26 protein-coding genes are annotated in these 24,040 nt (G+C 70.9%); 15 read left to right on the forward strand and 11 right to left on the reverse strand.

Going from position 1 to position 24,040, the window contains the following annotated elements; translation table 11 throughout:
• Positions 1-29 precede the first annotated feature (29 nt).
• Positions 30-968 (reverse strand): tRNA (adenosine(37)-N6)-dimethylallyltransferase MiaA, encoded by a 939-nt coding sequence (miaA, locus tag ACIHFB_RS20475; protein ID WP_365285260.1) that lies wholly within the window; start codon positions 966-968, stop codon positions 30-32.
• A gap of 182 nt (positions 969-1,150) precedes the next feature.
• Here miaA and ACIHFB_RS20480 point away from each other — a divergent pair, with 182 nt between their 5' ends.
• On the forward strand, positions 1,151-1,417 hold the full coding sequence (locus ACIHFB_RS20480) for a hypothetical protein (RefSeq protein WP_400127537.1): 267 nt from the start codon (positions 1,151-1,153) through the stop codon (positions 1,415-1,417).
• 25 nt (positions 1,418-1,442) lie between these two features.
• Positions 1,443-1,715, forward strand: a complete 273-nt coding sequence (locus tag ACIHFB_RS20485) for an antitoxin (protein WP_365285256.1) — start codon at positions 1,443-1,445, stop codon at positions 1,713-1,715.
• A gap of 79 nt (positions 1,716-1,794) precedes the next feature.
• On the opposite strand, the gene ACIHFB_RS20490 is transcribed toward ACIHFB_RS20485, so the two are convergent.
• The 3 genes from ACIHFB_RS20490 to ACIHFB_RS20500 all read right to left on the reverse strand — a co-directional run bounded on the left by ACIHFB_RS20490 (position 1,795) and on the right by ACIHFB_RS20500 (position 5,918).
• Positions 1,795-2,523, reverse strand: a complete 729-nt coding sequence (locus ACIHFB_RS20490) for a class III extradiol dioxygenase subunit B-like domain-containing protein (protein ID WP_400127538.1) — start codon at positions 2,521-2,523, stop codon at positions 1,795-1,797.
• A gap of 65 nt (positions 2,524-2,588) precedes the next feature.
• Positions 2,589-4,118, reverse strand: a complete 1,530-nt coding sequence (gene miaB, locus ACIHFB_RS20495) for a tRNA (N6-isopentenyl adenosine(37)-C2)-methylthiotransferase MiaB (protein ID WP_400127539.1) — start codon at positions 4,116-4,118, stop codon at positions 2,589-2,591.
• A gap of 366 nt (positions 4,119-4,484) precedes the next feature.
• Positions 4,485-5,918 (reverse strand): MFS transporter, encoded by a 1,434-nt coding sequence (locus ACIHFB_RS20500; protein ID WP_400127540.1) that lies wholly within the window; start codon positions 5,916-5,918, stop codon positions 4,485-4,487.
• Between the two features lie 188 nt (positions 5,919-6,106).
• Here ACIHFB_RS20500 and ACIHFB_RS20505 point away from each other — a divergent pair, with 188 nt between their 5' ends.
• Positions 6,107-6,976 (forward strand): LysR family transcriptional regulator, encoded by an 870-nt coding sequence (locus tag ACIHFB_RS20505; RefSeq protein ID WP_400127541.1) that lies wholly within the window; start codon positions 6,107-6,109, stop codon positions 6,974-6,976.
• A gap of 24 nt (positions 6,977-7,000) precedes the next feature.
• Here ACIHFB_RS20505 and ACIHFB_RS20510 read toward each other — a convergent pair whose 3' ends face one another.
• Positions 7,001-7,138 (reverse strand): hypothetical protein, encoded by a 138-nt coding sequence (locus ACIHFB_RS20510; protein WP_365285246.1) that lies wholly within the window; start codon positions 7,136-7,138, stop codon positions 7,001-7,003.
• A gap of 155 nt (positions 7,139-7,293) precedes the next feature.
• On the opposite strand from ACIHFB_RS20510, the gene ACIHFB_RS20515 reads away from it, so the two are divergent.
• Complete coding sequence (locus ACIHFB_RS20515) at positions 7,294-8,862, forward strand: carboxylesterase/lipase family protein (RefSeq protein WP_400127542.1); 1,569 nt, start codon at positions 7,294-7,296, stop codon at positions 8,860-8,862.
• Positions 8,863-8,907: 45 nt separating this feature from the next.
• Here ACIHFB_RS20515 and ACIHFB_RS20520 read toward each other — a convergent pair whose 3' ends face one another.
• Both ACIHFB_RS20520 and ACIHFB_RS20525 read right to left on the reverse strand, forming a co-directional pair.
• Entirely contained in the window at positions 8,908-9,561 is a 654-nt protein-coding gene (locus ACIHFB_RS20520) for a response regulator transcription factor (RefSeq protein WP_365285242.1), read from the reverse strand.
• A complete protein-coding gene (locus tag ACIHFB_RS20525; protein WP_400127543.1) occupies positions 9,561-10,550 on the reverse strand; it encodes a sensor histidine kinase in 990 nt (329 codons plus the stop codon). Before ACIHFB_RS20525 ends, ACIHFB_RS20520 begins: the two co-directional genes overlap by 1 nt.
• A 245-nt stretch (positions 10,551-10,795) precedes the next feature.
• Between ACIHFB_RS20525 and ACIHFB_RS20530 the strand changes: the two genes are divergently transcribed.
• Positions 10,796-11,281, forward strand: coding sequence for a TrkA C-terminal domain-containing protein (locus tag ACIHFB_RS20530; RefSeq protein ID WP_365285238.1), 486 nt, complete (start codon positions 10,796-10,798; stop codon positions 11,279-11,281).
• A gap of 4 nt (positions 11,282-11,285) precedes the next feature.
• On the forward strand, positions 11,286-12,512 hold the full coding sequence (locus ACIHFB_RS20535; RefSeq protein ID WP_365285236.1) for a cation:proton antiporter: 1,227 nt from the start codon (positions 11,286-11,288) through the stop codon (positions 12,510-12,512).
• A 117-nt stretch (positions 12,513-12,629) separates the two neighbouring features.
• On the opposite strand, the gene ACIHFB_RS20540 is transcribed toward ACIHFB_RS20535, so the two are convergent.
• Positions 12,630-13,034 carry a MazG nucleotide pyrophosphohydrolase domain-containing protein gene (locus ACIHFB_RS20540; RefSeq protein ID WP_365285234.1) on the reverse strand — a complete coding sequence of 135 codons (405 nt, stop codon included), beginning with the start codon at positions 13,032-13,034 and terminating at the stop codon, positions 12,630-12,632.
• A gap of 116 nt (positions 13,035-13,150) precedes the next feature.
• Between ACIHFB_RS20540 and ACIHFB_RS20545 the strand changes: the two genes are divergently transcribed.
• Complete coding sequence (locus ACIHFB_RS20545) at positions 13,151-14,149, forward strand: TAXI family TRAP transporter solute-binding subunit (RefSeq protein ID WP_365285232.1); 999 nt, start codon at positions 13,151-13,153, stop codon at positions 14,147-14,149.
• A gap of 79 nt (positions 14,150-14,228) precedes the next feature.
• Here the strand turns inward: ACIHFB_RS20545 and ACIHFB_RS20550 are convergent, their stop codons facing one another.
• Both ACIHFB_RS20550 and ACIHFB_RS20555 read right to left on the reverse strand, forming a co-directional pair.
• Positions 14,229-15,638, reverse strand: coding sequence for a HAMP domain-containing sensor histidine kinase (locus ACIHFB_RS20550; protein WP_365285230.1), 1,410 nt, complete (start codon positions 15,636-15,638; stop codon positions 14,229-14,231).
• A gap of 9 nt (positions 15,639-15,647) precedes the next feature.
• On the reverse strand, positions 15,648-16,334 hold the full coding sequence (locus ACIHFB_RS20555; protein WP_365285228.1) for a response regulator transcription factor: 687 nt from the start codon (positions 16,332-16,334) through the stop codon (positions 15,648-15,650).
• 288 nt (positions 16,335-16,622) lie between these two features.
• On the opposite strand from ACIHFB_RS20555, the gene ACIHFB_RS20560 reads away from it, so the two are divergent.
• From ACIHFB_RS20560 to ACIHFB_RS20595, 8 genes are all read left to right on the forward strand, one after another.
• Positions 16,623-17,399 (forward strand): amino acid ABC transporter ATP-binding protein, encoded by a 777-nt coding sequence (locus ACIHFB_RS20560; protein ID WP_365285226.1) that lies wholly within the window; start codon positions 16,623-16,625, stop codon positions 17,397-17,399.
• An 82-nt stretch (positions 17,400-17,481) separates the two neighbouring features.
• Positions 17,482-18,330 (forward strand): glutamate ABC transporter substrate-binding protein, encoded by an 849-nt coding sequence (locus ACIHFB_RS20565; protein ID WP_365285224.1) that lies wholly within the window; start codon positions 17,482-17,484, stop codon positions 18,328-18,330.
• A gap of 75 nt (positions 18,331-18,405) precedes the next feature.
• Entirely contained in the window at positions 18,406-19,074 is a 669-nt protein-coding gene (locus ACIHFB_RS20570; protein WP_365285222.1) for an amino acid ABC transporter permease, read from the forward strand.
• On the forward strand, positions 19,071-19,979 hold the full coding sequence (locus ACIHFB_RS20575; protein ID WP_365285220.1) for an amino acid ABC transporter permease: 909 nt from the start codon (positions 19,071-19,073) through the stop codon (positions 19,977-19,979). The genes ACIHFB_RS20570 and ACIHFB_RS20575 overlap by 4 nt, the downstream gene beginning before the upstream one ends.
• Positions 19,980-20,154: 175 nt before the next feature.
• Positions 20,155-21,765, forward strand: coding sequence for an FAD-dependent monooxygenase (locus ACIHFB_RS20580; protein WP_400127544.1), 1,611 nt, complete (start codon positions 20,155-20,157; stop codon positions 21,763-21,765).
• Positions 21,766-21,856: 91 nt separating this feature from the next.
• Positions 21,857-21,928: a putative leader peptide gene (locus tag ACIHFB_RS20585; RefSeq protein WP_328288302.1), complete on the forward strand. Its 72-nt coding sequence runs from the start codon at positions 21,857-21,859 to the stop codon at positions 21,926-21,928.
• Between the two features lie 79 nt (positions 21,929-22,007).
• Positions 22,008-22,544, forward strand: coding sequence for a cysteine dioxygenase (locus ACIHFB_RS20590; protein ID WP_365285216.1), 537 nt, complete (start codon positions 22,008-22,010; stop codon positions 22,542-22,544).
• The gene (locus tag ACIHFB_RS20595; protein ID WP_365285214.1) at positions 22,541-22,951 is read left to right on the forward strand and encodes a rhodanese-like domain-containing protein; all 411 of its coding nucleotides are present in this window, start codon (positions 22,541-22,543) and stop codon (positions 22,949-22,951) included. The genes ACIHFB_RS20590 and ACIHFB_RS20595 overlap by 4 nt, the downstream gene beginning before the upstream one ends.
• Before the next feature lie 207 nt (positions 22,952-23,158).
• Here ACIHFB_RS20595 and recX read toward each other — a convergent pair whose 3' ends face one another.
• On the reverse strand, positions 23,159-24,040 hold the full coding sequence (recX, locus tag ACIHFB_RS20600) for a recombination regulator RecX (protein WP_400127545.1): 882 nt from the start codon (positions 24,038-24,040) through the stop codon (positions 23,159-23,161).

The following is a 24,040-nucleotide window of genomic DNA, read 5'->3' on the forward strand; positions in this document are numbered from 1 at the left end:
GGCCGGAGCGTCCCGATGCCATGACGTGATCAGGCTGTGACCGGTCGTTCGAGCAACGCCAGGGCGAGGTGCGGAAGTTCTGTGAGATCCGCCGCAGCCCCACTCAGCCAGTGCACCCGGGGATCGCGCCTGAACCACGAATCCTGACGGCGCGCGAAGCGCTTGGTGGCACGGACGGTCTCGGCGCGCGCCTCCTCCTCCGTGCACTCCCCGGCGAGTGCGGCGAGCACCTGCTGGTAGCCGAGCGCGCGCGAGGCCGTACGCCCCTCGCGCAGCCCCTGCGCCTCAAGCGCGCGTACCTCGTCGACAAGCCCCGCGTCCCACATCCGGTCGACGCGGCGGGCGATGCGGTCGTCGAGTTCGGGGCGCGTCACGTCCACCCCGATCTGGACGGTGTCGTAGATCGAGTCGTGGCCGGGGAGGTTGGCGGTGAACGGCCTGCCGGTGATCTCGATCACTTCGAGGGCCCGGACGATACGGCGGCCGTTGCTGGGCAGGATCGCGTGCGCGGCCTCGGGGTCGGCGGCGGAGAGCCGGGCGTGCAGCGCGCCGGAGCCGCGGAGCGTCAGCTCCTCCTCCAGCCGGGCCCTGACATCGGGGTCCGTGCCCGGGAACTCCAGGTTGTCGACGGCCCCACGGATGTACAGGCCGGAACCGCCGACCAGGATCGGCCAGCGCCCGGCGGCGAGCAGCGCGTCGATCCGCTCCCGGGCGAGTCTCTGGTACTCGGCGACGGACGCCGTGACGGTCACGTCCCAGATGTCCAGCAGGTGGTGCGGGATGCCGGCGCGCTCTTCGGGCGTCAGCTTGGCGGTGCCGATGTCCATCCCTCGGTAGAGCTGCATGGAGTCGGCATTGACGACCTCGCCCCCCAGACGCTGGGCCAGGAAGACGCCCAGATCGGACTTTCCGGCCGCGGTGGGACCGACGACGGCGATGACTCGGGGGACATGGGGTGCGCTACTCACCGACTCAGTCTCGCAAACCTGCTGCCGCCGCCTCGAACGAGTTACGTGACGGCACGGGTCCGGGGTCGTTCCCTGTTGCGAGGTTTTCGCCGCCGATTTCGAGAGGCGGTGACCCGGGCGACACAAACGGACGCACCGGGCTACGCGGGAATTCGCCCGCACGAGTAACGTATGGAGTGGATATGGGCGTTTTTGCACGACTCTTCCGGAGGTCGAAGGCCACGGAGGAGGCGTCAACCGCCGAGGCACAGGCCGGTACACCAACGGCCGAACCCGCGGCGGACGAGGCGGAAGGCACTGAGGCTGCGGAGACGAAGGCGCCGGCCGAGGCCGCGGAGGAGGCGGCGGAAACCGTCGAGGCCACCGCCGGGGAGGGCGTCGAGATCCCCAAGCAGCATTCCGCCGAGGATTCGGCCGACCGCGACGCCGACGAGGGCGCCCGCACATAACTGCTCCCGCGAGGGAAGGTGGACCATGCGTCTCCTGGACAATTTGAAGGCCAAACTCGCCCCGGCCAAGGGCAAGGTCTCGGACCTCGCGCAGCAGCACGGGGACAAGGTCACCCACGGCCTCGACAAGGCCGCCCAGGCCGTCGACAAGAAGACCAAGGGCAAGTACAGCGACAAGCTCCAGTCGGGCACGGGCAAGGCCAAGGGAGCCATGGACCGACTCGCGCACAAGGACGACACCGGCAAGGGCGCCACACCCACGGCGCCGCCGCCGGAGCCGCCGCCGCCGACTTCCTGAACGGCACACCGACGGACGGCCGCGGAGTTGATGAGCTCCCGGCCGTCCGCCGTTTCACCCCCGTCGTACCGCTACGGCCCTACGACCAGGTCGCCACCAGATACCCCACGCCGTACGGCGCGTCCTCGAACAGCAGCGCACCGCCCAGCCCCGCACCCTCGGCCGCGCCCGCGAGGATCTGCCAGGGTGCCCGGCCCGATGCCTTCAGCTCATACGCCAACTCCACGTCGAGTGCCTTCAGGGCAGGCACGTCCGCCGCCCCCAGCGCACGCGCGACTGCCGCGTCGAACGGCGCCGCCCGCTCGTCGAGATAGCCGGGGGCCTTCAGCGTGCGGCACGCGCTGGCGTCGCCCATCACCAGCAGCGCCACCCGCTCGGCACGCGCGGCGATTCCCCTTCCCACTTCGATACACCGCTCGGCCGCCAGAGGTTCCCCCACACCGAGTCCCTCGATCGGGGCATCCGACCACCCGGTGCGCTCCAGCAGCCACCCGGCCACGGCGAGCGAGGACGGCAGCCGGGGCTCCGACGCGACCGGCTCCGGGTCGTCGCCCTTGGCGCCGCCCAGTCGTACGTCGGCATCCACGCCGAAGCCGTGGAAGGAGCCGCGGGTGCCCTCCGGGTGCGTTCCGCGTCCGCTCGGTTCCGCGGGTCCGATCACCACGAGCAGGTCGGGACGGGAGGCGGCGAGAACGCCGAGCGCGTCGGTGCAGGCGGCGCGCGCGTCGTTCAGCTCGGGCGCGGCGCCCGCGGCGACCTCGGGCACGAGGAGCGGTGGGCAGGGGCAGACGGCGGCGGCGACAAGCATGATCGGCAGGGTAACCCCGTACGGCAGTGGACGGACGACGCGGGCCGTCCGCCACCGCTCCTAGGTCAGTCGCAGCCGCAGCCGCTGCCCGTGGCGACCGGCAGCGGCTCGGGGACGCCGATCTTCGGCAGACCGAGCATCACGCCGGCCGGCTCGGGCGCCTCGGTGGCATTGCGCTTCTCCCAGGCGTCGCCCGCGCGCGTGCGACGCACGTCGAGGACCGGGCCCTCGGCGAGGAGGTGGTGCGGGGCGGCGTACGTGATCTCCACCGTGACGACGTCGCCGGGGCGGACCTCCTGGTCCGGCTTGGTGAAGTGGACCAGGCGGTTGTCGGGGGCGCGGCCGGAGAGGCGGTGGGTGGCGCCGTCCTTGCGGCCCTCGCCCTCGGCGACCATCAGGTCCAGGGTGCGGCCGACCTGCTTCTTGTTCTCGTCCCAGGAGATCTCCTCCTGGAGGGCGACGAGACGCTCGTAGCGCGCCTGGACGACCTCCTTGGGGATCTGGTTCTCCATGGTCGCCGCGGGGGTGCCGGGGCGCTTGGAGTACTGGAACGTAAACGCTTGCGCGAAGCGGGCCTCGCGGACCGCGTGCAGGGTCTGCTCGAAGTCCTCCTCGGTCTCGCCGGGGAAGCCCACGATGATGTCGGTGGTGATCGCCGCGTGCGGGATCGCGGCGCGGACCTTCTCGATGATCCCGAGGTAGCGCTCCTGCCGGTAGGAGCGGCGCATCGCCTTCAGGACCGTGTCCGAGCCGGACTGCATGGGCATGTGGAGCTGCGGCATCACGTTCGGTGTCTCGGCCATGGCGGCGATGACGTCATCGGTGAAGTCGCGCGGGTGCGGGGAGGTGAAGCGGACGCGCTCCAGGCCGTCGATCGAGCCGCAGGCCCGCAGCAGCTTGCTGAACGCCTCGCGGTCGCCGATGTCGGAGCCGTACGCGTTGACGTTCTGGCCGAGCAGCGTGATCTCCGAGACGCCCTCGGCGACCAGGGCCTCGACCTCGGCGAGGATGTCGCCGGGACGGCGGTCCTTCTCCTTGCCGCGCAGGGCCGGGACGATGCAGAACGTGCAGGTGTTGTTGCAGCCCACGGAGATCGACACCCAGGCCGCGTACGCGCTCTCGCGCCGCGTCGGCAGCGTCGACGGGAACGCCTCCAGCGACTCGGCGATCTCGACCTGCGCCTCCTCCTGCACGCGGGCGCGCTCCAGGAGGACCGGCAGCTTGCCGATGTTGTGCGTGCCGAAGACGACGTCCACCCAGGGCGCCTTCTTCACGATGGTGTCGCGGTCCTTCTGCGCGAGACAGCCGCCGACCGCGATCTGCATGCCCGGCCGGCTCGCCTTCCTCGGCGCGAGGCGGCCGAGGTTGCCGTACAGCCGGTTGTCGGCGTTCTCCCGCACGGCGCAGGTGTTGAAGACGACGACGTCCGCGTCGCCGTCGGAACCCTCCGGCGCGCGCATATAACCAGCCTCTTCGAGCAGCCCGGACAATCGCTCGGAGTCGTGGACGTTCATCTGGCACCCGTAGGTGCGCACTTCGTACGTCTTCGACGGTCGCACATCCACTGCCGGGCTCCGGTCGCTGCTGCTGGTCATGGGTCAAGGGTAAGGGCGCGCCGTAAGCGCCCCGTGCCGCGGTCGAGGCCGCCGATGCGACGCCGCTGTCGGTGGCGCGGCGTCGCATCGGCGGGGCAGGTGGGGTCAGCCGGTCAGTTCTGCCACTTGAGGGCGCGTTTCTCGACGATGCACCCGCAACGCCGGCCAGGCGACCGCCGCCGCACTGCACCACTTCTTCGTCACCCTCGCCGACATCGCGCACAACCCGCTGCTCGCCACGCTCCGGGCGTGATCCGGCACATGCGGCGGCGGTGGCCCGCGAGTTCCACGAGGAGGTCCTCGACCGGATCCGATCCGTCCGCAACGGCCGTGAGGCGCAGTCCGACAGCGGCATGACCGAAGCCCTCACCTCTTGGTTGAGGTCCGATTGGGACTCGGCGGCCAGTCGGCGAGCCACCGGAGCGCCGAGTCCTGACGCGCCGCTCGACGCAGCCGTCCCCGGGCTCGCCCGCGCTCTCCGCGGGCTTCCTGAGATCGGGCGTCACGGCGAGGACGGGCACTGCCTGCGCTTGCAGAGGCGCCAGGTCCGTGGCGGTGGGTTCGGGTGGCGACCGTGGAGAGCAGTACGAGTACGACGGCTGTGAACCATGTCGTCGCGTCGGTGACGTTCATGGAGCGGCTGGCGATGCCGAGGCCGACGGGGAGTAGGGCCAGGCCGAGGTAGGAGACGAGGAACAGTCCGGCGAGGGCTTCGCCGCGGCGGGCCGGGGCGGCTGCGGCGGCCACATGACCGACGGCGGACTTGAAGAGCACCCCGGCGCCGGCGCCGGCGATGATCCCGGCGAGCAGGAACACGGGCAGGCTGGCGAGGTGCATGCCGATCGCCAGGAGGGCCATGCCCACGGCCTGGGCGAGGAGTCCGACGTACCAGCGGGTCCGGGCGCCGAGGCTGCCGGTGCCCGTCTGGGCGACCGCGGCCGCTCCGAACACCGCGAACACGATCAGGCCCGCCAGTGCCCGGGACGGGTGGTGCAGCGTGCCGCCGACGAATCCGGGGACCACCGAGGTGAACAGGCCGAACACGGCCATGGATGTGAATCCCGCCGCGCCCGCTTCGAGATAGCCGCGGACACCGTGGGTCGAACCGACCCGCTGGGGACGGTAGGCCGGCCGGACTTCGGGCTTACGGACCGTCTCGGGCGTCAGCACCACCGCGGCCACGCCCGTCAGCAGCAGGACGACGAAGACCACGTACGGCAGCCGAAGCGGCGCACCCAGGTACTGGGCCAGTACTCCCGCGACGATGGGGCCGAGGCCGAGGCCGCCGATGTTGGCGACGGTCGACACGATCTCGAAGCGCCGTGTCGAGGAGCCGGGCCGGTGAGCGCTGTGCAGTTCCTGGAGGTACGCGGTGGCGGTCGCCGTCAGCATGCCGACGCCGAGACCGGTGACGAGCCGGGCGACGATCAGCACCGGGAGCGAGGGGGTGGCCAGGAACAGCGCGGCGGCGAGCAGTTCCAGTGCCAGCGCCGACACCATGACCTTCTTGCGGCCCAGCCAGTCCGACAGGTGTCCGGCGAGCAGCAGACTGGTCAGCACCCCGACGGCGTACACGGCGAACACGACCGTCACCGTGAACGTGGAGAACCCGTCCTGCGCCTGGTAGAGGGGATACAGCGGTGTGGGGACGGTCGAGAACGCCATGGCCGTCACGAACACCGCGGCGACCGTCCAGAATCCGGCGCCGTACCGGCGAGCGGCATGCGGCGGCTCGGCGACCTGGTCCTTCGCGGCGGATACGCGGTCTGCACGCGGGCCCGTGGCCGATATCGGCGACATCAGAGCACTCCGATCCTTGACGGTGGTTTCCGTCGGCGGTGGCGGGCCGGCCGGCCCTTCGTTCACCGCCTATGGGTGACAACACGGGGTCGGAGTCCCTGTTTCCCATTCTGCGGAGATGATCCAAGATGACGGTTATCTGAATGAGAGATAGCGAGCGGATAGCCGGCGACAGCCAGGGAAGGGTCATGGATCTTCGTCAGATGGAGGTCGTCGTCGCGGTCGCCGAAGAGGGCGGGTTCAGCGCCGCGGCCCGGCGGCTGCACGTCGTGCAGTCCGCGGTCTCCGGGACGGTGCGTGCCCTGGAGCGCGAACTGGGCGCGGCCCTGTTCCACCGCACCACCCACCGGGTGTCACTGACCCCGGCCGGGCAGGCGTTCCTGCCGGCCGCCCGCGCCGCCCTGCGCGCCGCCGAGGAGGCCAGGGCCGCCGTCGACCTCGCCCGCGGAGAGCTGCGCGGAGAGATCACGATCGGTGTGATGCAGGGTCTGTACGGCGGCCTTCCCGGCGCCCTCGCGGACTTCCACCGGGAACACCCGAACGTGGTGGTACGGCTGCGTCAGGCCCCGGCCGAGGACATCCCGCGTGCCCTGCGCGACGGCACCGTCGACCTGGCCGTGGCCGCCCTGGACGCCCCGCTGCCCCGCGGTCTGGCGACCCGGCTGCTGTCGCGGGAGGAGATGGTCCTGGTGACCGCGCCGGAAACGGACCTGCTGCCGCCCGAGGGCCCGGTGTCCCTGGCCGAGACGGCTCGGCTGCCGCTGGTGGACTTCTCGCCCGGCTGGGCGGTCCGGCAAGCCGTCGACAGGGCCTTCCGCGCGGCCGCGCTGGAACGCAACGTCACCTTCGAGGTGAACGACCTGCTGGCGGCCGGCGACCTGGTCCGCCACGGTCTCGGCGTGTGCATCATGCCCCCGTCGCTGGCCGCCCGGCTCCCCGAACTGCCCGTACGGCCCTTTGCCGCGCGCGCACCGACCTGGACGCTGAGAGTGATCCACCCACGCGGAGAACCACTCCCCGCGGTGGCCGCGCTGCTGCGCCGTATCGGACAGCGGTGACCCTTCCGATCGTTCGGATCTTGCTCACCCGACCTGCTCGACTTCCTCCACCGCATCCGCCGACGACTCCCCGTCCGGCCGGCCCCGCAGGGTCAGACCCGGCAGGGCCACGAGGAAGGCGGTCTTCGACAAGGCGGGCGTGCGCAGCCGCCGCGAACTCACCGGCGAGCTCTTCCTGCGCTACTACCTGCCTCACATCGACAGCCCTCCGCTCACCACGGACGGCCGGATCCGTGGGGACACTCATGATGTGGCGACGTGGACCATGAGCCGATAAATGAATGGCACACGGCGCACCCCGACGGGATGATCCGGTCATGGCCTCAGCTTCGTCCGAGCTCCAGCCCGTACTCGTCCACACGACCGCAGGGACGCTGCGCGGCAGCCGGGAGGACGGTGTGGCGGTCTTCCGCGGCATCCCGTTCGCCGAACCGCCCGTCGGCACACTCCGTTTCGCAGCGCCGCGCCCCGTGCAGGGCTGGGACGGTGTGCGGCCCGCCCTGGATTTCGGGCCGCCGCCCCCGCAGGGCATGGGCGCGGCGGGGGACGCGCAGGGCGACGACTGGCTGACGGTCAACGTCTGGACGCCCGAACCCGACCCGGGCGCGGGGCGTGCGGTGATGGTGTGGATCCACGGCGGCGCCTACATGATCGGCGCGTCCGGTCGCCCGGAGTACGACGGTGGCCGTCTCGCCAGGGACGGCGATGTCGTCGTGGTGACCTTCAACTACCGAGTCGCGGCGGAGGGGTTCGCGCAGATCGAGGGGGCGCCCGCCAACCGGGGTCTGCTCGACCAGGTGGCGGCTCTGGAGTGGGTGCGCGACACGATCGGGGCCTTCGGCGGCGATCCCGACCGGGTCACCGTCTTCGGCCAGTCGGCGGGCGGCGGATCCGTCGCCGCGCTGCTGGCGATGCCGAGCGCCGCCGGGCTCTTCCGGAGGGCCGTCGCACAGAGCGTGCAGGGCACGTTCTTCACGCCGGAACTCGCCGCCGACATCGCCGCCGAATGCGCGTCCGAGCTGGGCCTGCGGCCCACGGCAGCCGAACTCTCCACGGCAGACCCGCAGTTGCTGGCCGCCGCCGGCGACGCGGTCACCGCCCGGCTGCCCGGGTCGGTCGACCGGTGGGGCCCGGTCGGGTACCGGTCGATCACGTTCGCGCCCGTCGTCGACGGGGATGCCCTGCCTGTCACGCCCTGGCAGGCGCTGGCCGACGGCGCCGGCCGCGGCATCGACCTCCTCGTCGGGCACACGCGTGACGAGCAGCGCCTGCTGAGCCTGCTCGACGGTCTGCTCGGCCAGGTGACGGACCAGCAGGCGGAACAGGCCCTGCGGCTCCTGGCCCCGGGCCCGGACGGCGTGCGCCGCTACCGCGACGGCTTTCCCACCGCGGGCCCCGACGAGCTGCACGAAATGGTGAATTCGGACTGGGTGTTCCGCATGCCGAGCCTGCACCTCGCCCAGGCGCACCACGATGCCGGCGGCCGGGTGCACGTCTACGAGCTGACCTGGCCCGCCCCTGGCCTGGGCGGCATCATCGGCGCCTGCCACGGCCTCGACGTACCGCTCGTCTTCGGCAACCTGGACCGCGGCCAGCCGGCCACCCTGATCGGCGACGTCCCGTCCCCCGAGGCGGAGGCACTGTCCACACGCATGCGTGCCGCGTGGACGCGGTTCGCAGTCGACGGCGAACCGGGCTGGCCCGCATACGACTCGGAACAACGCCTGACGCAGGTCTACGACGCCCAGCCACAAGTCACCCGCTACCCGGAAGAGACCTCACGCCTCCTGTGGCAGCACCACACCTTCGCCCCGCTGACACTGCTCGGCTCACCGTCCGGCAGTACGGCGCGTCCGGCGTCCGAGCCGACCCCACCCGGCCGGTGAACGCGCGGCGTCGGCGCAACCGGCGTCGGCACAACCGGAGTCGGCTCAGGGCTCGATGAGCCCCGCCCGTATCGCATACCGGGTCAGCTCCAGGCGGTCGCGCATGCCCAGCTTGTGCAGCAGGTTGGCGCGATGCCGTTCGACCGTCTTCGCGCTGATGAAGAGGAGTTCGCCTATCTCCTTGGAGGTGTGTCCCTCGGCCACCAGCTTGAGGATCTCCTCCTCGCGGTCGGTGACGGCCCGTGCGGGCAGGTCGTCGCCCCGGTGCAGCCGGTCCAGGTAGGAGCGGACGAGGGCCCGTTCCGCTCCCGGGTAGACGAACGGCTCGTCGCGCATCGCCGCCCGGCACGCCTCGACCAGGTCCCGGTCGGCGACGGACTTCAGGACATAGCCCGACGCCCCGGCCTTGAGGGCCTCGAAGAAGTACTGCTCGTTGTCGTACATCGTGAGGACGAGGATCCGCAGTCCCGGTAGGCGGCGGATGAGTTCACGGGCCGCCTGGAGGCCGGTCATCCGGGGCATGGCGATGTCCAGGACGGCCAGATCCACCTCGGTGTCACGGGCCAGCGCGACCGCCTCGGCGCCGTCCCCGGCCTCGGCGACCACCGTGAGATCGGGCTCACCGTCCAGAATGAGCCGCACTCCACGTCGTACGAGGGTGTGGTCGTCGGCGAGCAGAACGCGGGTGGGTGCGGACATCAGCGACCTCCGGCCGGTATAGCCGGTATAGCCGGTATAGCCGGTATAGATGAAATGGTCGGTATGCACAGTCGTACGTCCGTCCCCCGGCCCTCCGGCCCCGGCCGCACGGCGAGCGCCGCGCCGATCAGCAGCGCACGCTCGCGCATGCCCCCGATCCCGGCGCCCTCCGCCGCCGTACCGAAGCCCTTGCCGTTGTCGCTCACGACGAGTTCGACCCCGTCGGCGATCCGCCGGAACCGGATCTCGGCGCGGGCGGCACCGGCGTGCCGGGCGGTGTTGGTGAGGGCTTCCTGGGCGACCCGGTAGACGACGAGCTCCGCCTCCTCGGGCAGCGCGGGCAGATCGCCGGGTACGTGGTGGCGGACCGAAAGGCCGTGCGCGGTGAACTCCGTCGCCAGCGAGCGCAGTGCGCTGGCCAGGCCCAGCTCCTCCAGGACGCCCGGGCGCAGCCGACGCGCTATGCGGCGGATCTCGTCCAGGCCGGCGCGGGTGGCCTCCTGGGCCTGGCCGACCTCCTCGCGCAGCTCCTCGGGGGCGCGGTCGGCGACGCGCTTGAGCTGGAGGAGGACGGCGGTCAGGGTCTGGCCGACCTCGTCGTGCAGCTCACGGGCGATGCGGTGCCGCTCCCGCTCCTGCGCAGACAGCGCGCGAGCCGCACTGGAGGCACGCTCGGTCTCCAGCCGGTCGAGCATCGTGTTGTACGTCCTGATCAGCTCGGCTGCCTCCGCCGGACCGGCGACGGCCGCACGGGCGCCCGGCCGCAGCAGATCGGCGGTGGCCATCGACCGGCCCAGCCGCTCCAGCGGCGCCAGTCCGACGCGCAGGACCACTGCGCTGACGGCCAGCAGCACGGCCAGTCCGGCGACCACGACGAGCGCCTCGGCGGGCAGGACGGGGGTCGACACGGTGACCGGGCCCAGCAGCAGCGCGGCGGCCACGATCAGACCGGCGGAGTTGAGCGAGAAGATCCGCCAGAACAACGACACGTTCCCGGCTCCGCCCCTTCCGATCCGTCGGCGCTTCTGCGCCGGCACCAGCCTCGCCGCTCGCCTCCGGCCGCGTATATCCGTCACAACACCCATGTCGCCACCGTATGCGGGGGTGACAGCATGGCGACGCCGCCCCGAAGTCGACCAAGATCCTCGAACAGCAATCCGGCTCACAGGCGCGGCCATTGAGCCCGTCCACGTGACGAGCCGCACATCCGCCCCCGCAAGAGGAGAGAAGAAACGTGTCCGCTCCACGCCTCAGGGCGACTCCGTTGCCGGGCATCGGGGTCCAGTACGACCTGATGACGCGAGAGAACCGCCATCTGTCGGTGGTCGCCCACCGCGACGGCGCCCGCACGGTGAGCGTGTACCGCGCCGACGACCCCGACTCCTGCGCCCAGTCGCTGCGACTGACCGGCCCGGAGGCGGGTTCGCTGATCGACGCGCTGAAGCCGTCCCACCACAGCGCGAGCCTGCTCTACACGACCGACCTCGGTCTGGTCGCCGAGCGCGTCGAGGTGGCCGCCGCCTCGCGCTGGAACGGCCGGGTGCTCGGCGACACCCGGATGCGGACCGACACCGGCGCCTCCGTGGTGGCGGTACTGCGCCGCGCGGAGGCGATCCCGTCCCCGACGCCGGACTTCCGGCTCGCGGGCGGCGACGTCCTGATCGTCATCGGCACCCGCGAGGGCGTCGACGCGGCCGCGGCGATACTCGGTCGGGAGTGAACGGGTGCACTCCTCCGCGGTCCTGCTGATCGAGTTCGGTTCCATCATTCTCGGCCTCGGCCTGCTCGGCCGGATGGCCGCGCGGCTGAGCTTCTCCCCCATACCGCTGTATCTGCTGGCGGGGCTGGCCTTCGGCGAGGGCGGTCTGCTGCCGCTCGGCGCGAGCGAGGAGTTCGTCGCCATCGGCGCCGAGATCGGCGTCATTCTGCTGCTGCTCATGCTGGGCCTGGAGTACTCGGCGAGCGATCTGGTCTCCAACCTCAAGGCCCACTACCCGTCCGGCCTGGTCGACTTCGCCCTCAACGCGCTGCCCGGCGCCGCCGCAGCGCTGCTGCTGGGCTGGGGCCCGGTGGCCGCCGTGGTGCTGGCCGGCGTCACCTGGATCTCGTCCTCGGGTGTGATCGCCAAGGTGCTGGGCGACCTGGGCCGGATCGGCAACCGCGAGACCCCGGTCATCCTCAGCGTGCTGGTCCTGGAGGACCTGGCGATGGCCGTCTATCTGCCCATCGTCACCGCGGTGGTGGCCGGCGTCGGTCTCGCGGCCGGCAGTGTCACGCTGGCGATCGCGCTCGGTGTCGCGGGGCTCGTGCTGTTCGTGGCGTTGCGCTACGGCCGGGTGATCTCCCGGTTCGTCTCCAGCGACGACCCGGAGAAACTGCTCCTCGTGGTGCTCGGCCTGACCATCCTGGTCGCCGGTGTGGCCCAGCAGTTGCAGGTGTCGGCAGCGGTGGGCGCGTTCCTGGTCGGCATAGCGCTGTCCGGCGAGGTCGCGGAGGGGGCGCACACACTGCTGAGCCCGCTCAGGGACCTGTTCGCCGCGGTGTTCTTCGTGTTCTTCGGGCTGCACACGGACCCGGCCAGCATCCCGCCGGTCCTGCTGCCGGCCCTCGCACTGGCCGCCGTCACCGCCGCGACGAAGATCGCCACCGGCTACTGGGCGGCCCGCCGCGCCGGGATCCCGGTCAAGGGACGCTGGCGTACGGGCGGTGCGCTGGTGGCGCGCGGCGAGTTCTCCATCGTCATCGCGGGGCTGGCGGTGACGGCCGGAATCGAGCCGTCCCTGGGACCGCTGGCAACGGCGTACGTCCTCATCCTGGTCGTCGTCGGGCCGCTCACCGCGCGCTACACCGAGCCCCTGGCCGCCTTCTGGGCGAGGCGGCGTCCGGGCACCCGCAGCGAGGCCCGGGAGGCTCGCGAGGAGGAAGCGGAACGGGCGGTGGTGGGCGACTGACGGTCCGCCGTCAACGGGAGCTCGCCGGGCGGCAGTTCGGCCCTGAACGTCGGTGATCGTCCCGGTCGTGGTCAACCTCGGCCCGACAGAGCGCGTCACCCGCTCCCCGCCCGCCGATCACGCGCCGCCGGGGTTCCAGCCCTGGCGGCGCAGCACTGCCGAGACATCCGGCGCCTCGTAGTGCTCGCCCTTGAGGACCTTGCCGTCCGCTCTGCGGGCGACGCGGCCGTCGGGGCCCAGCTTGCTCATGTTGGAGCGGTGGACCTCGGCGATCACCGCGTCGAGGTCGATCCCGTGGACGAGTGCCGTGCCGTACGCCACGTAGACCACGTCCGCCAGCTCGTGTGCAAGCCGGTCGAGCGGGCCGGTGACCGAGACCTCGGCGACCTCGGCGACCTCCTCCGCCAGCAGCTCGCGCCGGTGGGCGGCCAGTTCGGGAGAGACCTCGGTCGGGGTTCTGCGGGTGTCCAGCCCGACGGCGTGGTGGAAGGAACGGACCAGGTCGGCGGGCGAAGGACTCATGCACCAAACCCTAGCGACCACCACTGACAGTCCCTGTGCCTCGGCCGCCCCCGACCCCGGCCGGCTGTGACCCCGGCCCTGGCCAGCACCGCGTGCGTGCTGGCAGGATCGCCCGTATGTCCAAGGTCTTCCCCCACATCGGCAGGCGCCGGGCCCTACAGGGTGCGGCTGCCGGCTTCGTCGCCTTCGGGCTGCTGCTGTGGTGGCTGCTGCCGCTGGGCGAGTCGCCGCCCCGCGGGACGATCACGTTCAGCACCGGTACACCGGCGGGCGTCTACCAGAAGTACGGCGAGCTGCTGCGCTCCGAGCTGGACAACGACATGCCGAACCTGGACGTACGGCTGCTGACCAGCGACGGCTCGCAGGAGAACGTCGCGCGCGTGGCGACCGGGAAGGCGGACTACACGATCGCCGCGGCCGACGCCGTGGAAACGTACGAGCTGGCCGGCAGGTCGGGCTCGGACCGGCTGCGCGGTGTGGCCCGCCTGTACGACGACTACGTACAGCTTGTCGTCGCGCCGGACTCGGGCATCGACTCCGTGGCGGACCTGCGGGGCAAGCGGGTGGCCATAGGGCCCACCCACTCGGGTGTGCGGCTGATCGCCAACCGGGTGCTGGAGGCGGCCGGCATCAACCCGGTGAAGGGCATCACTCCGCTGTCCGACGGCATCGACACCGGGCCCGCCCGGCTCAAGAAGGGCGAGATCGACGCGTTCTTCTGGTCGGGCGGCCTGCCGACGGAGGGCCTGCTGAAACTCGCCGGCTCCCTGGCCTACCGGTTCGTGCCGATCGACGCCGCTCTCGTCGCCAAGGTGCACGCCCTGGGTGGCGCCACCCGCTACTACCGCGCCACCAACATGCCGGAATCGGCCTACCCCAGCATCCAGAACGGCGACACCGTGCCGACCATGGCGGTGTCCAACCTGCTGATCACCCGCGAGGACATGGACCCCCGGCTCACCGACTGGCTGACCCGCACCGTGATCAACAGCCGTGACGGCATCGGCACCCACGTCCACTCGGCCCAGCTGGTCGACGTACGCACCGCGATCTACACCGACCCGCTGGCACTGCACGAGGGCGCCCGGCGCTACTACCGGTCCGTGAAGCCGTAGGGCCGACCAGGTCCTGCCCGGACGATCAGGTCGCGGGAAACCGGCGCCGCCGAACCGCACCGAACATCGCCGGACCCGCTCAGGACACCGGCTCCGACCTCGGCACCGTCACCGTCACCGTCAGTCCCTGCGGGTCGTGATGGCCGTACGAGATCGAGCCGCCGGCCGCCGTCAGCAGGGCCCGGGTGATGGACAGGCCGAGGCCGGAGCCCTTGATGTTCTGGTGGCGGCCGCTGCGCCAGAAGCGGTCGCCGACGCGGGCGAGTTCCTCGTCGGTGAGGCCGGGGCCGTTGTCGGTGACCACGACGGTGGCGGTGTCGCCGTTGGCCGCGACCGTCACCTCCACCCGCTCGTCCTTCGGCGTGAACTTCACCGCGTTGTCGATCACCGCGTCCAGGGCGCTGGACAGGGTGACCGGGTCGACCCAGGCGGTGGTGGGCGGGCAGTCCCCCACCAGCCGTACGCCCTTGGCCTGCGCGGCCGGCGACCAGGCCGCGACGCGCTCGGCGGTCAGCTCGCCGATGTCGGTGAGCCTGAGGTCCGCCTCGGCGTGCTCGGCCAGCGCGAGGTCGAGCAGGTCGTCCAGGACCTGGGCCAGGCGCTTGCCCTCGGCCTGGACGGAGGCGATCTCCTGATTGCCCTCGGGCAGTTCGAACGCAAGCAGTTCGATGCGCAGCAGCAGCGCCGCGAGCGGATTGCGCAGCTGGTGCGAGGCGTCGGCGACGAAGGCGCGCTGCTGCTCCAGGACTCCCTCGACGTTGTCCGCCATCTCGTTGAACGACCGGGCGAGCCTGCGGAGTTCCGGTGGACCGCCGGCCGCCGCGACCCGGGACTTCAGCCGTCCCGTGGCGATGTCGTGCGTGGTGGCGTCCAGCACCCGTACGGGCCGGAGCACCCAGCCGGTCAGCCGCAGGGCCGCGCCGACGGCCAGCAGCATCGCGGCGCTCTCACCCGCGGCGATGATCAGCCAGCCGTTCAGGATCCGCGAACGCATCTGCCCGGTGGGCGAGTCGGTGACGACGACCGCGACGACATCGCCGTCCCGGATCACCGGGGACGCGACGACCAGCCGGTTGCGCTGCCAGGGCCACACCTGCCTCGGGTCGTGACTGCGCCGGCTGAGCAGCGCCTCACCGAACGCATCACCCACCTCACCCGTTTCGGGGTGGTCCCAACTGGCCGGGGCACTAGCCATGGGGGTGCCGTTGCGGTAGAAGACACCGGCACGGATGCCGTAGACCTCGTAGTAGCTCAGGAGCTCACGCTTGAGCACCTCCCGGCGTTCGTCGGTGGACGTGCTGCCGGTCGGTCCGGTGGGCGTGTCGGTGACGAACTGGGCCAGGGCGGCGAAGCGTGCCGTGTCGTCGATCCGGTCGACGACCACGTTCTGCTGCTGGGCCCCGGCCACGCTGACGGCGAGCGGGAAGCCGAGGGCGAGCAGCACGGCCGCCATCAGGACGATGAGCAGCGGGAGGAGTCGAGTGCGCACCCTTGCCCGCTACGAGGTGGGGGCGACGAGCCGGTAGCCGACGCCGCGCACGGTCTCGATCAGGGCCGGCATCCGCAGCTTGGCGCGCAGGGACGCGACATGCACCTCCAGGGTGCGCCCGGTCCCCTCCCAACTGGTGCGCCACACCTCGCTGATGATCTGCTCACGTCGGAAGACCACCCCCGGGCGTTGGGCCAACAGGGCGAGCAGGTCGAACTCCTTGCGGGTCAGTTGGACGACCGACCCGTCGACGCTGACCTGGCGGGTGGGCAGTTCGATGTGCACGGAGCCCAGCCTCAGCACGCCCTCCCCGCCGGCCGCGGCGTCGTCGTGGACGGTACGCCGGCTGACGGCGTGGATACGGGCGAGCAGTTCTCCGGTGTCGTACGGCTTCACCACGTAGTCGTCGGCGCCGAGGTTGAGGCCGTGGATGCGGGAGCGCACGTCGGAGCGCGCGGTGACCATGATCACCGGGATGCTGGTCCGCTTGCGGATCTTGCCGCACACCTCGTAGCCGTCCTGGTCCGGCAGGCCCAGGTCGAGCAGCACGACACCGAAACCGTCGCCCTCGGGGACCAGCGCCTGGAGGGCCTCCTCACCGCTGCGGGCGTGCGTCACGTCGAAGCCGTGCCTGGCCAGGACCGCGGACAGGGCGGCGGCGACGTGATTGTCGTCCTCGACGAGGAGCAGTCTCATCCCGGCTCCCTCCAGTTCATCGGCCGTACGGTGTCGGTGTGTACGTAAACGCGAGCACGCGCGCGCGTGCACGTTGCAGTCACGCTGATGGATGAGGACGGCGTCAAGGGGCTTCCGGTTGCGCGAGGCTTCCGTTACCCGGCCGATACGCGCCCAGGTCACAAGTGCTACGACACGTGTCCGATTGCTATCGGATCGTGATGCTCAGATTCCCCTCAGATGTAGAGACGCAGGTCGCGTAGGGTTACTACTGTCCTCCGAAACCGAGGAGGACGGAGCCTGAGAGCGATGACCAAAGTATCGGTGGCCAAGGAAGACGTGGCCGCGACCGGCGACCTGGTCGTCCTGAAGAGCGTCAACAAGCATTTCGGCCCGTTGCACGTACTCCAGGACATCGACCTGACGATCGCCCGCGGTGAAGTCGTCGTGGTCATCGGACCCTCCGGGTCCGGGAAGTCGACCCTGTGCCGCGCCATCAACCGCCTCGAGACGATCGACTCGGGCGCGATCGCCATCGACGGCAAGCCGCTGCCCGCGGAGGGCAAGGAGCTGGCCCGGCTGCGCGCGGACGTCGGCATGGTCTTCCAGTCCTTCAACCTCTTCGCGCACAAGACGGTGCTCGAGAACGTGATGCTGGGCCAGATCAAGGTCCGCAAGGCCGACAAGAAGAAGGCCGAGGAGAAGGCCCGCACGCTGCTCGACCGGGTCGGGGTGGCGAACCAGGCGGACAAGTACCCCGCACAGCTGTCCGGCGGCCAGCAGCAGCGTGTCGCCATCGCACGCGCCCTGGCCATGGACCCCAAGGTCATGCTCTTCGACGAGCCGACGTCGGCTCTCGACCCGGAGATGATCAACGAGGTTCTCGAAGTCATGCAGCAGCTCGCCCGCGACGGCATGACCATGATCGTCGTCACCCATGAGATGGGTTTCGCCCGTTCGGCCGCCAACCGGGTCGTGTTCATGGCCGACGGCAAGATCGTCGAAGAAGCTGTGCCGGACCAGTTCTTCAGCAATCCGCGCAGCGACCGCGCGAAGGACTTCCTGTCGAAGATCCTTCACCACTGAACCTCCACCGTGGCGGCCCCGTAGACAAGCTGCGGCACCCGCACCAACGGCATTCTCCTCATCACACAAAAGGATGTTCACCATGAAGCTCCGCAAGGTCACCGCAGCGGCCGCGGCTGCGTTCGTCCTCTCCCTGACCGCGACGGCCTGTGGGGGCGACGACGGCGACAGTGACGCCGGGTCGGGCTCCACCTCCGGCGGTGGCTCGATCAAGATCGGCATCAAGTACGACCAGCCGGGTCTCGGTCTGAAGGAGCCCAGCGGCGACTTCTCCGGCTTCGACGTCGATGTCGCCACGTACGTGGCGAAGGAACTCGGCTACGAGCCCGACCAGATCGAGTTCGTCGAGACCAAGAGCGCCGACCGTGAGAGCGCGCTGGCCCGCGGTGACGTGAAGTTCATCGCCGCCACCTACTCGATCACCGACGAGCGCAAGCAGAAGGTCGACTTCGCCGGCCCCTACCTGCTGGCCCACCAGGACCTGCTGACCAAGACCGACTCGGACATCAGCGAGGCCACCGACCTCAACGGCAACAAGCTCTGCTCGGTGACCGGCTCGACCTCGGCGCAGAACATCCACGACGAGATCGCGCCCAAGGCCCAGCTGAGGGAGTACGGCACCTACTCGGAGTGCATCGCGGGTCTGCAGAGCGGCGCCGTGGACGCGGTGACCACCGATGACTCGATCCTCGCCGGCTTCGCGGCGCAGGAGCAGTACAAGGGCCAGTTCAAGCTGGCCGGCCTGAAGCTCAGCAACGAGAACTACGGCATCGGCGTCAAGAAGGGCGACACCGAGACCGTCAACAAGATCAACACCGCCCTCGAGAAGATGGTCAGCGACGGCGCCTGGGACAAGGCGGTCAAGGACAACTTCGGCCCGGCGAACTACAAGAACGAGCCCGCCCCGAAGATCGGCAACATCGTCAGCTGAAGCAGCGCCTGACAGGTGCGCCGCCCGGCGGGGCGGCGCACCCGGGCATCTCTACACCCGGAAGCGCGGGAGACAGTGTTCGACTTTCTTGAAGGTTACGACGTCCTCGGGGCGTTCTGGATGACGGTGAAACTCACCGCCCTCTCCGCCGTCGGCTCGCTGATCTGGGGCACTGTGCTGGCCGGCATGCGGGTCAGTCCCGTCCCGCTGATGCGCGGGTTCGGCACCGCGTACGTGAACATCGTCCGGAACATCCCCCTGACCGTCATCATCGTCTTCACCTCGCTCGGTCTCGCCGACGTCTTCGGCATGACGCTGGGCGCCGCGGACGACTTCGACGCCCTGAGCTTCCGGCTGGCGATCCTCGGCTTCATCGCCTACACCGCGGCCTTCGTCTGCGAGGCGATCCGCTCGGGCATCAACACGGTGCCCGTCGGACAGGCCGAGGCGGCCCGTGCCATCGGGCTGAGCTTCACCCAGGTGCTCTGGCTGATCGTGCTGCCGCAGGCGTTCCGTTCAGTCATCGGCCCGCTGGCCAACGTACTGATCGCGCTCACCAAGAACACGACCGTGGCGGCCGCGATCGGCGTGGCGGAGGCCGCGTATCTGATGAAGGAAATGATCGAGAACGAGGCTCAGACACTGCTCATCGGCGTGGTGTTCGCCTTCGGGTTCGTGGTTCTGACCCTGCCCACCGGCCTCCTCCTCGGCTGGCTGAGCAAGCGACTGGCGGTGAAGCGATGACCTCGGTCCTCTACGACGCCCCCGGCCCCCGGGCCAAGCGGCGCAACATCATCTTCTCGGTGGTCTTCTTCGCCCTGCTCGTCCTGCTCGTGTGGTGGATCTACCAGACGATGGACGACAAGGGCCAGCTGAAGTGGGCCCTGTGGGAGCCGTTCACCCAGTCCGAGGCCTGGACGACGTATCTGCTGCCCGGACTCGCGAACACCCTCAAGGCCGCTGCGCTCGCCATGGTCATCGCGCTGCCGCTGGGCGCGGTCCTCGGCATCGCCCGGATGTCCGACCACCGATGGGTGCGGATCCCGGCCGGTGTGGTGGTCGAGTTCTTCCGGGCGATCCCGGTCCTGCTGCTGATGCTGTTCGCCAACCAGTTCTACTCCGCCTCCACGGACGTCAGCACCGATGACCGTCCTCTGTACGCCGTTGTCACGGGCTTGGTGCTCTACAACGCCTCGGTCCTCGCCGAGATCGTCCGCGCGGGCATCCTCGCCCTGCCCAAGGGGCAGACGGAGGCGGCCCAGGCGATCGGTCTGCGCAAGGGCCAGACGATGTCCACCATCCTGCTTCCGCAGGCCGTCACCGTGATGCTGCCGGCCATCGTCAGCCAGCTGGTCGTCATCGTGAAGGACACCGCCCTCGGTGGCGTGATGATCGGCTTCACCGAGCTGCTCAACTCGCGCGGCACGCTGGCGGCGGTCTACGCCAACGTCATCGCGAGCTTCATCGTGGTGGGCGTCATCTACATCATCCTGAACTTCATCCTGACGAGCTTCGCCGGCTGGCTGGAGCGCAGGCTGCGGCGCAGCAAGCGGAGCACGGGTGCGGTCCTCGGCAAGGACGATGTGGACGAGCTCAACGCTGCCGAGGTCGGCGGCTCCTTCGGGTCGGGCGCGGGCGACTCGATCTGATCAACAGTCAAGTGGCATGAGCAGCACGGAGGCAGTGGCATGATCGCCACTGCCTCCGTCACTTGACGCAAGCACCGGCAATAGGTTGCATACGTTCTGTGATCGTGCACCCTGCTCCAACTTCCTGTTCACACATGTCCCTGAGGACACCGCTGCGGGCAGGGGGCGCCGCGCCGTGGACCCGGTGATCATCGTCGGGGCGGGGCCGGTCGGGCTCACGCTCGCCCTTGCGCTGGCGCGCCAGGAGGTGCCGTCCGTGGTCCTCGACGAGGGCCCGGGCAAGGACGAACCACGCCCCGCGCGCACCATCGTGCTGCGCGAGGACACCGCCGCCCTCGTGGAGCGCCTCACCGGCTTCTCGGCGGCCGAGGCCGGCCGCCGCTGGGCCGGATGGCGGTCGATGCGCCGCAAGCAGGTGATGCGTGCGGTCACCTTCGAGGAGACCGAGCAGTCCGCTCCGCTGCACATCGCACAACACGTGCTGACCGGCGCCCTGCGTGCGGCTCTCGCCGGCGAACGGCTGGTCAACATCGCGACGGACAGTCGGCTCGACACCATCGAGCAGGAACGCTCCGGCGTCACCGCTCACACCCGCGGCCCCAAGGGCACATGGTGGCGCGGCAGTTACCTGGTCGGCTGCGACGGCCCGCGCTCGACCGTGCGCAAACTCCAGGACATCCGCTTCCCCGGTCGTACGGCGGTGGAGCGACACGCCGTCGCCGCGCTGCGTGTGGAACTTCCGTGGCCCGATGAGGCGTTGCTCCATCGGATGCCGCCGTGGCGGACGTCGGGCCCCTCGGGCGGGGAGGTGACCGGACGCCCGCTGCCGGAGGGCATCTGGCGGCTGGACTGGCTGCTGCCGCCCGGCAAGGACCTGGTCACGCCGGAGGTGCTGGTGGCCCGCGTCCGGGAGACGCTCGCGGGCTGGACGGGCGGTTCGACACCGCCGTACGAACTGCTGGACACCGGAGTCCACACCGTCCACCACCGTCTGGCCCGACGGTGGCGCGCGCGCCGTGTCTTCCTCGCCGGGGACGCCGCCCACCTGCTGGGCGCGCTCGGCACACAGGGGCTGGACGAGGGGTTGAGGGACGCCGACAACCTCGCCTGGAAGCTGGCGCTGGCCTGGCACCACGGACCGCACGAGGCCCTGCTCGACAGCTACCAGGCCGAGCGGCGCGGAATCGTCGCCGCCCGGCTGCGCGCCGCCGACCAGGCACTGCCACTGCTGCGCGGCGGCGGAGCACTGCGCTCGTACGTCCCCGGCTCGGCCCGCGGGCATGACGCGCTGCTCTCCGACGGCCACCTGGGACAGGGCGCGCTGGGTGCCGCGGGAGCGTACGACCGCTCGCCGCTCGCGCCCCCGCCCCTTGAGGGCGAGGCCTTGGTGGACACCCCGCCCGGTGCGCAGATCACGGACGTCCGGGTCACCGCGGAGGACGGCACCTTCGTACGGCTGCGGGACCGGCTCGGCCGCGGCGCGCTGCTCGTCGTGCTGGTCGCGCCGGGCACCGGGGTGTGGGAGCGCCGGCACTGGGTGAGCGCCGGAATCATGCCCCGCCTCGCGGCGGCCGTCACGGCACTGCCGCACCCGGCCGAACTGCTCGTCACCGAGAGCTACCCCGGCGCGGCCGCCCACACGGTCCTGCTGGTGCGACCGGACGGACACCTGGTCACCGCACTGAACGGGGTGCGCCCCGCCGACCTGTACACGGCCGCCGAGGCGACGCTGGGCGGGCCCGTGGAGGCGGGGGCGGAGGCGAAGGCAACGGCGGGGTCGCGCTGAGCGGTCCCTGCCGTCGTACCGTCCACATAGTGACTGTGAGTTGACCGGTCGGCACTGGCGTGGTGTACTCCGCAACGTGATCGACACGTGTGTGCACCTGTGGCGGAGGGTCCATATGGACCTCGTCCGCTATGCGGGCTGCATGTGTACGCGGTCCTGCTGAATTCGCATCTCTCCTCACCCGCGCGCGCCATCGCAGTGCAGCCGCGCGCTCCCCGCGAACACTCATCAGGACGGTTCACGTGTCTGTCTCCCCCTCTCCCTCTGTCTCGCACCCTGTCTCCGCCGCGCCCACGCAAGCGGATCTTCTCGATTTCGTACGGCGTACCGCGGCCGACGTCGAATTGATCGCCTCGCTTCCCCTCGACCCCGAAGGCCGCACCTGGGTGCGTCTCGACGGGCCCGGCGGCAGTGAGGCCTGGCTGATCGGCTGGCCACCCGGCACGGGCACCGGCTGGCACGACCACGCCGACTCGGTCGGCGCGTTCCTCACCGCGGCCGGCGAGCTCAAGGAGCACTCGCTCGCCGCCCGGCTGCCCACCGACGGCTGGAAGACCCTGGAGCTCAGCGAGGACGTGGACCGGGAGCGCCGGCTGTCCGCCGGCCAGGGCCGCTCCTTCAGTCGTCACCACGTCCACGAGGTGCTCAACGAGTCCTCGGACCGGCACGCGATCTCCGTCCACGCCTACTACCCGCCCCTGCCGCAGATCCGCCGCTACAGCCGCAGCGGGCCGATCCTGCGCCTGGAGCAGGTGGAGCGCCCGGAGGACTGGCAGTGAGCGGCGGCAGCGGTACGGGCCAACGGCCGGTCGGCATCGACGAGTTGCTGGAGCAGGTCCGCGAGGACTACGAGCGCGTCGAGCCACAGGCTGCATACGACGCCGTCCAGGCCGGCGAGGCGCTGCTGGTGGACATCCGCTACGCGGCCCTGCGCGAGCGGGACGGTCTCATTCCGGGTGCCCTGGTCGTCGAACGCAACGAACTGGAGTGGCGCCTCGATCCCCAGGGCAGCCACCGTGCACCGGAGGCCACCAGCCACGACCTGCGTGTGGTCGTGGTGTGCAACGAGGGCTACGCCTCCAGCCTGGCGGTCGCGTCACTGCACCGGCTGGGTCTGCTGCGGGCCACCGATCTGACCGGCGGGTTCCAGGCGTGGAAGGCGGCAGGGCTTCCGGTGACGTCGTAGGGGGCTGGGGCGGGTCCCCTGTCCGGGCCAGGTGGTCCAGGTGGACCAGGTCTGCTCGCAGGGCGGCCACCAAAGCGCCCACGATGTGCAGCTCCGGACGCGATGGGCGCCCCCGCGCGTCCACCGTGTCCGGGCCCACCATGTCCGGGCCCACCGTGTCCAGGCCGGACGATCCAGGAGTCGTCCCCCTAGAAGAGCCTCTCCCCTTCAGAACCCCTCGTCGCCGAGGAACTCCGTGTCCTCGCCCTCCTCTTCGAGGGCCCTCCGGACCACCCTCAGGGCCATGCCCTCGGGGTAGCCCTTGCGGGCGAGCATGCCCGCGAGGCGCCGAAGTCGCTTGTCGCGGTCGAGCCCTCGGGTCGATCGCAGCTTGCGGTCGACGAGTTCGCGTGCGGTCGCCTCTTCCTGTTCGGAGTCGAGCTGTGCCACGGCCTCGTCGATCAGCGTGGAGTCGACGCCCTTGGTGCGCAGTTCCTGGGCGAGGGCGCGCCGGGCCAGCCCACGGCCGTGGTGCCGGGACTCCACCCAGGCCTCCGCGAACGCGCTGTCGTTGATCAGCCCGACCTCCTCGAACCGCGACAGCACCTCCTCGGCGGCATCGTCGGGAATCTCGCGCTTGCGCAAGGCTTCAGCGAGTTGCTTCCGCGTGCGCGGGGTCCCGGTGAGCAGGCGCAGACAGATCGCCCGAGCCCGCTCCACCGGGTCCCCTGAAGGTTCCTCCCGCTCGGCCCTCGACGAGGAGGAGGCGCCTTCGCCCTCACCGGACGGCTCCGCGCGGCCATGCCGACGGCGCCCGCGCCCACCGCCCGCGTCACGGCCCCCGCCGCCCCCGTCCCGAGCCCGGCCACGGCGGCGCGCACCGCCCGCCGAACCGGCGCCGCGCACCGCACCACCGTCCGGCCACTCTCCGCCGCCCGACTCGGCGCCGGGCTCCCCGTCCGTGCCGTACGGCGCCGTATGGTCGTACGGCACGCCCGCGTCGCGGTCCACGCGGTCGTCTCTCCCGGCAGAGCCTCCGTCGCCCGCGCTCCCCCACTCACGCGGGGCGTCCGGATATGCGTACTCGGCCCAGTCGGTTCGTCGTGTCAC

Origin of the sequence: Streptomyces sp. NPDC051963 (assembly GCF_044593495.1) — a bacterium.
Lineage (GTDB): Bacteria > Actinomycetota > Actinomycetes > Streptomycetales > Streptomycetaceae > Streptomyces.

Excerpts from the sequence above, each read along its gene's own strand:
- ACIHFB_RS20490 (WP_400127538.1), bottom strand. The coding sequence starts at position 2,523 with ATGCTTGTCGCCGCCGCCGTCTGCCCCTGCCCACCGCTCCTCGTGCCC.
- ACIHFB_RS20575 (WP_365285220.1), top strand. The coding sequence starts at position 19,071 with ATGACCTCGGTCCTCTACGACGCCCCCGGCCCCCGGGCCAAGCGGCGC.
- miaB (WP_400127539.1), bottom strand. The coding sequence starts at position 4,118 with ATGACCAGCAGCAGCGACCGGAGCCCGGCAGTGGATGTGCGACCGTCG.
- ACIHFB_RS20480 (WP_400127537.1), top strand. The coding sequence starts at position 1,151 with ATGGGCGTTTTTGCACGACTCTTCCGGAGGTCGAAGGCCACGGAGGAG.
- ACIHFB_RS20485 (WP_365285256.1), top strand. The coding sequence starts at position 1,443 with ATGCGTCTCCTGGACAATTTGAAGGCCAAACTCGCCCCGGCCAAGGGC.
- ACIHFB_RS20505 (WP_400127541.1), top strand. The coding sequence starts at position 6,107 with ATGGATCTTCGTCAGATGGAGGTCGTCGTCGCGGTCGCCGAAGAGGGC.
- ACIHFB_RS20555 (WP_365285228.1), bottom strand. The coding sequence starts at position 16,334 with ATGAGACTGCTCCTCGTCGAGGACGACAATCACGTCGCCGCCGCCCTG.
- ACIHFB_RS20565 (WP_365285224.1), top strand. The coding sequence starts at position 17,482 with ATGAAGCTCCGCAAGGTCACCGCAGCGGCCGCGGCTGCGTTCGTCCTC.
- ACIHFB_RS20500 (WP_400127540.1), bottom strand. The coding sequence starts at position 5,918 with ATGTCGCCGATATCGGCCACGGGCCCGCGTGCAGACCGCGTATCCGCC.
- ACIHFB_RS20515 (WP_400127542.1), top strand. The coding sequence starts at position 7,294 with ATGGCCTCAGCTTCGTCCGAGCTCCAGCCCGTACTCGTCCACACGACC.
- ACIHFB_RS20545 (WP_365285232.1), top strand. The coding sequence starts at position 13,151 with ATGTCCAAGGTCTTCCCCCACATCGGCAGGCGCCGGGCCCTACAGGGT.
- ACIHFB_RS20540 (WP_365285234.1), bottom strand. The coding sequence starts at position 13,034 with ATGAGTCCTTCGCCCGCCGACCTGGTCCGTTCCTTCCACCACGCCGTC.
- ACIHFB_RS20560 (WP_365285226.1), top strand. The coding sequence starts at position 16,623 with ATGACCAAAGTATCGGTGGCCAAGGAAGACGTGGCCGCGACCGGCGAC.
- ACIHFB_RS20520 (WP_365285242.1), bottom strand. The coding sequence starts at position 9,561 with ATGTCCGCACCCACCCGCGTTCTGCTCGCCGACGACCACACCCTCGTA.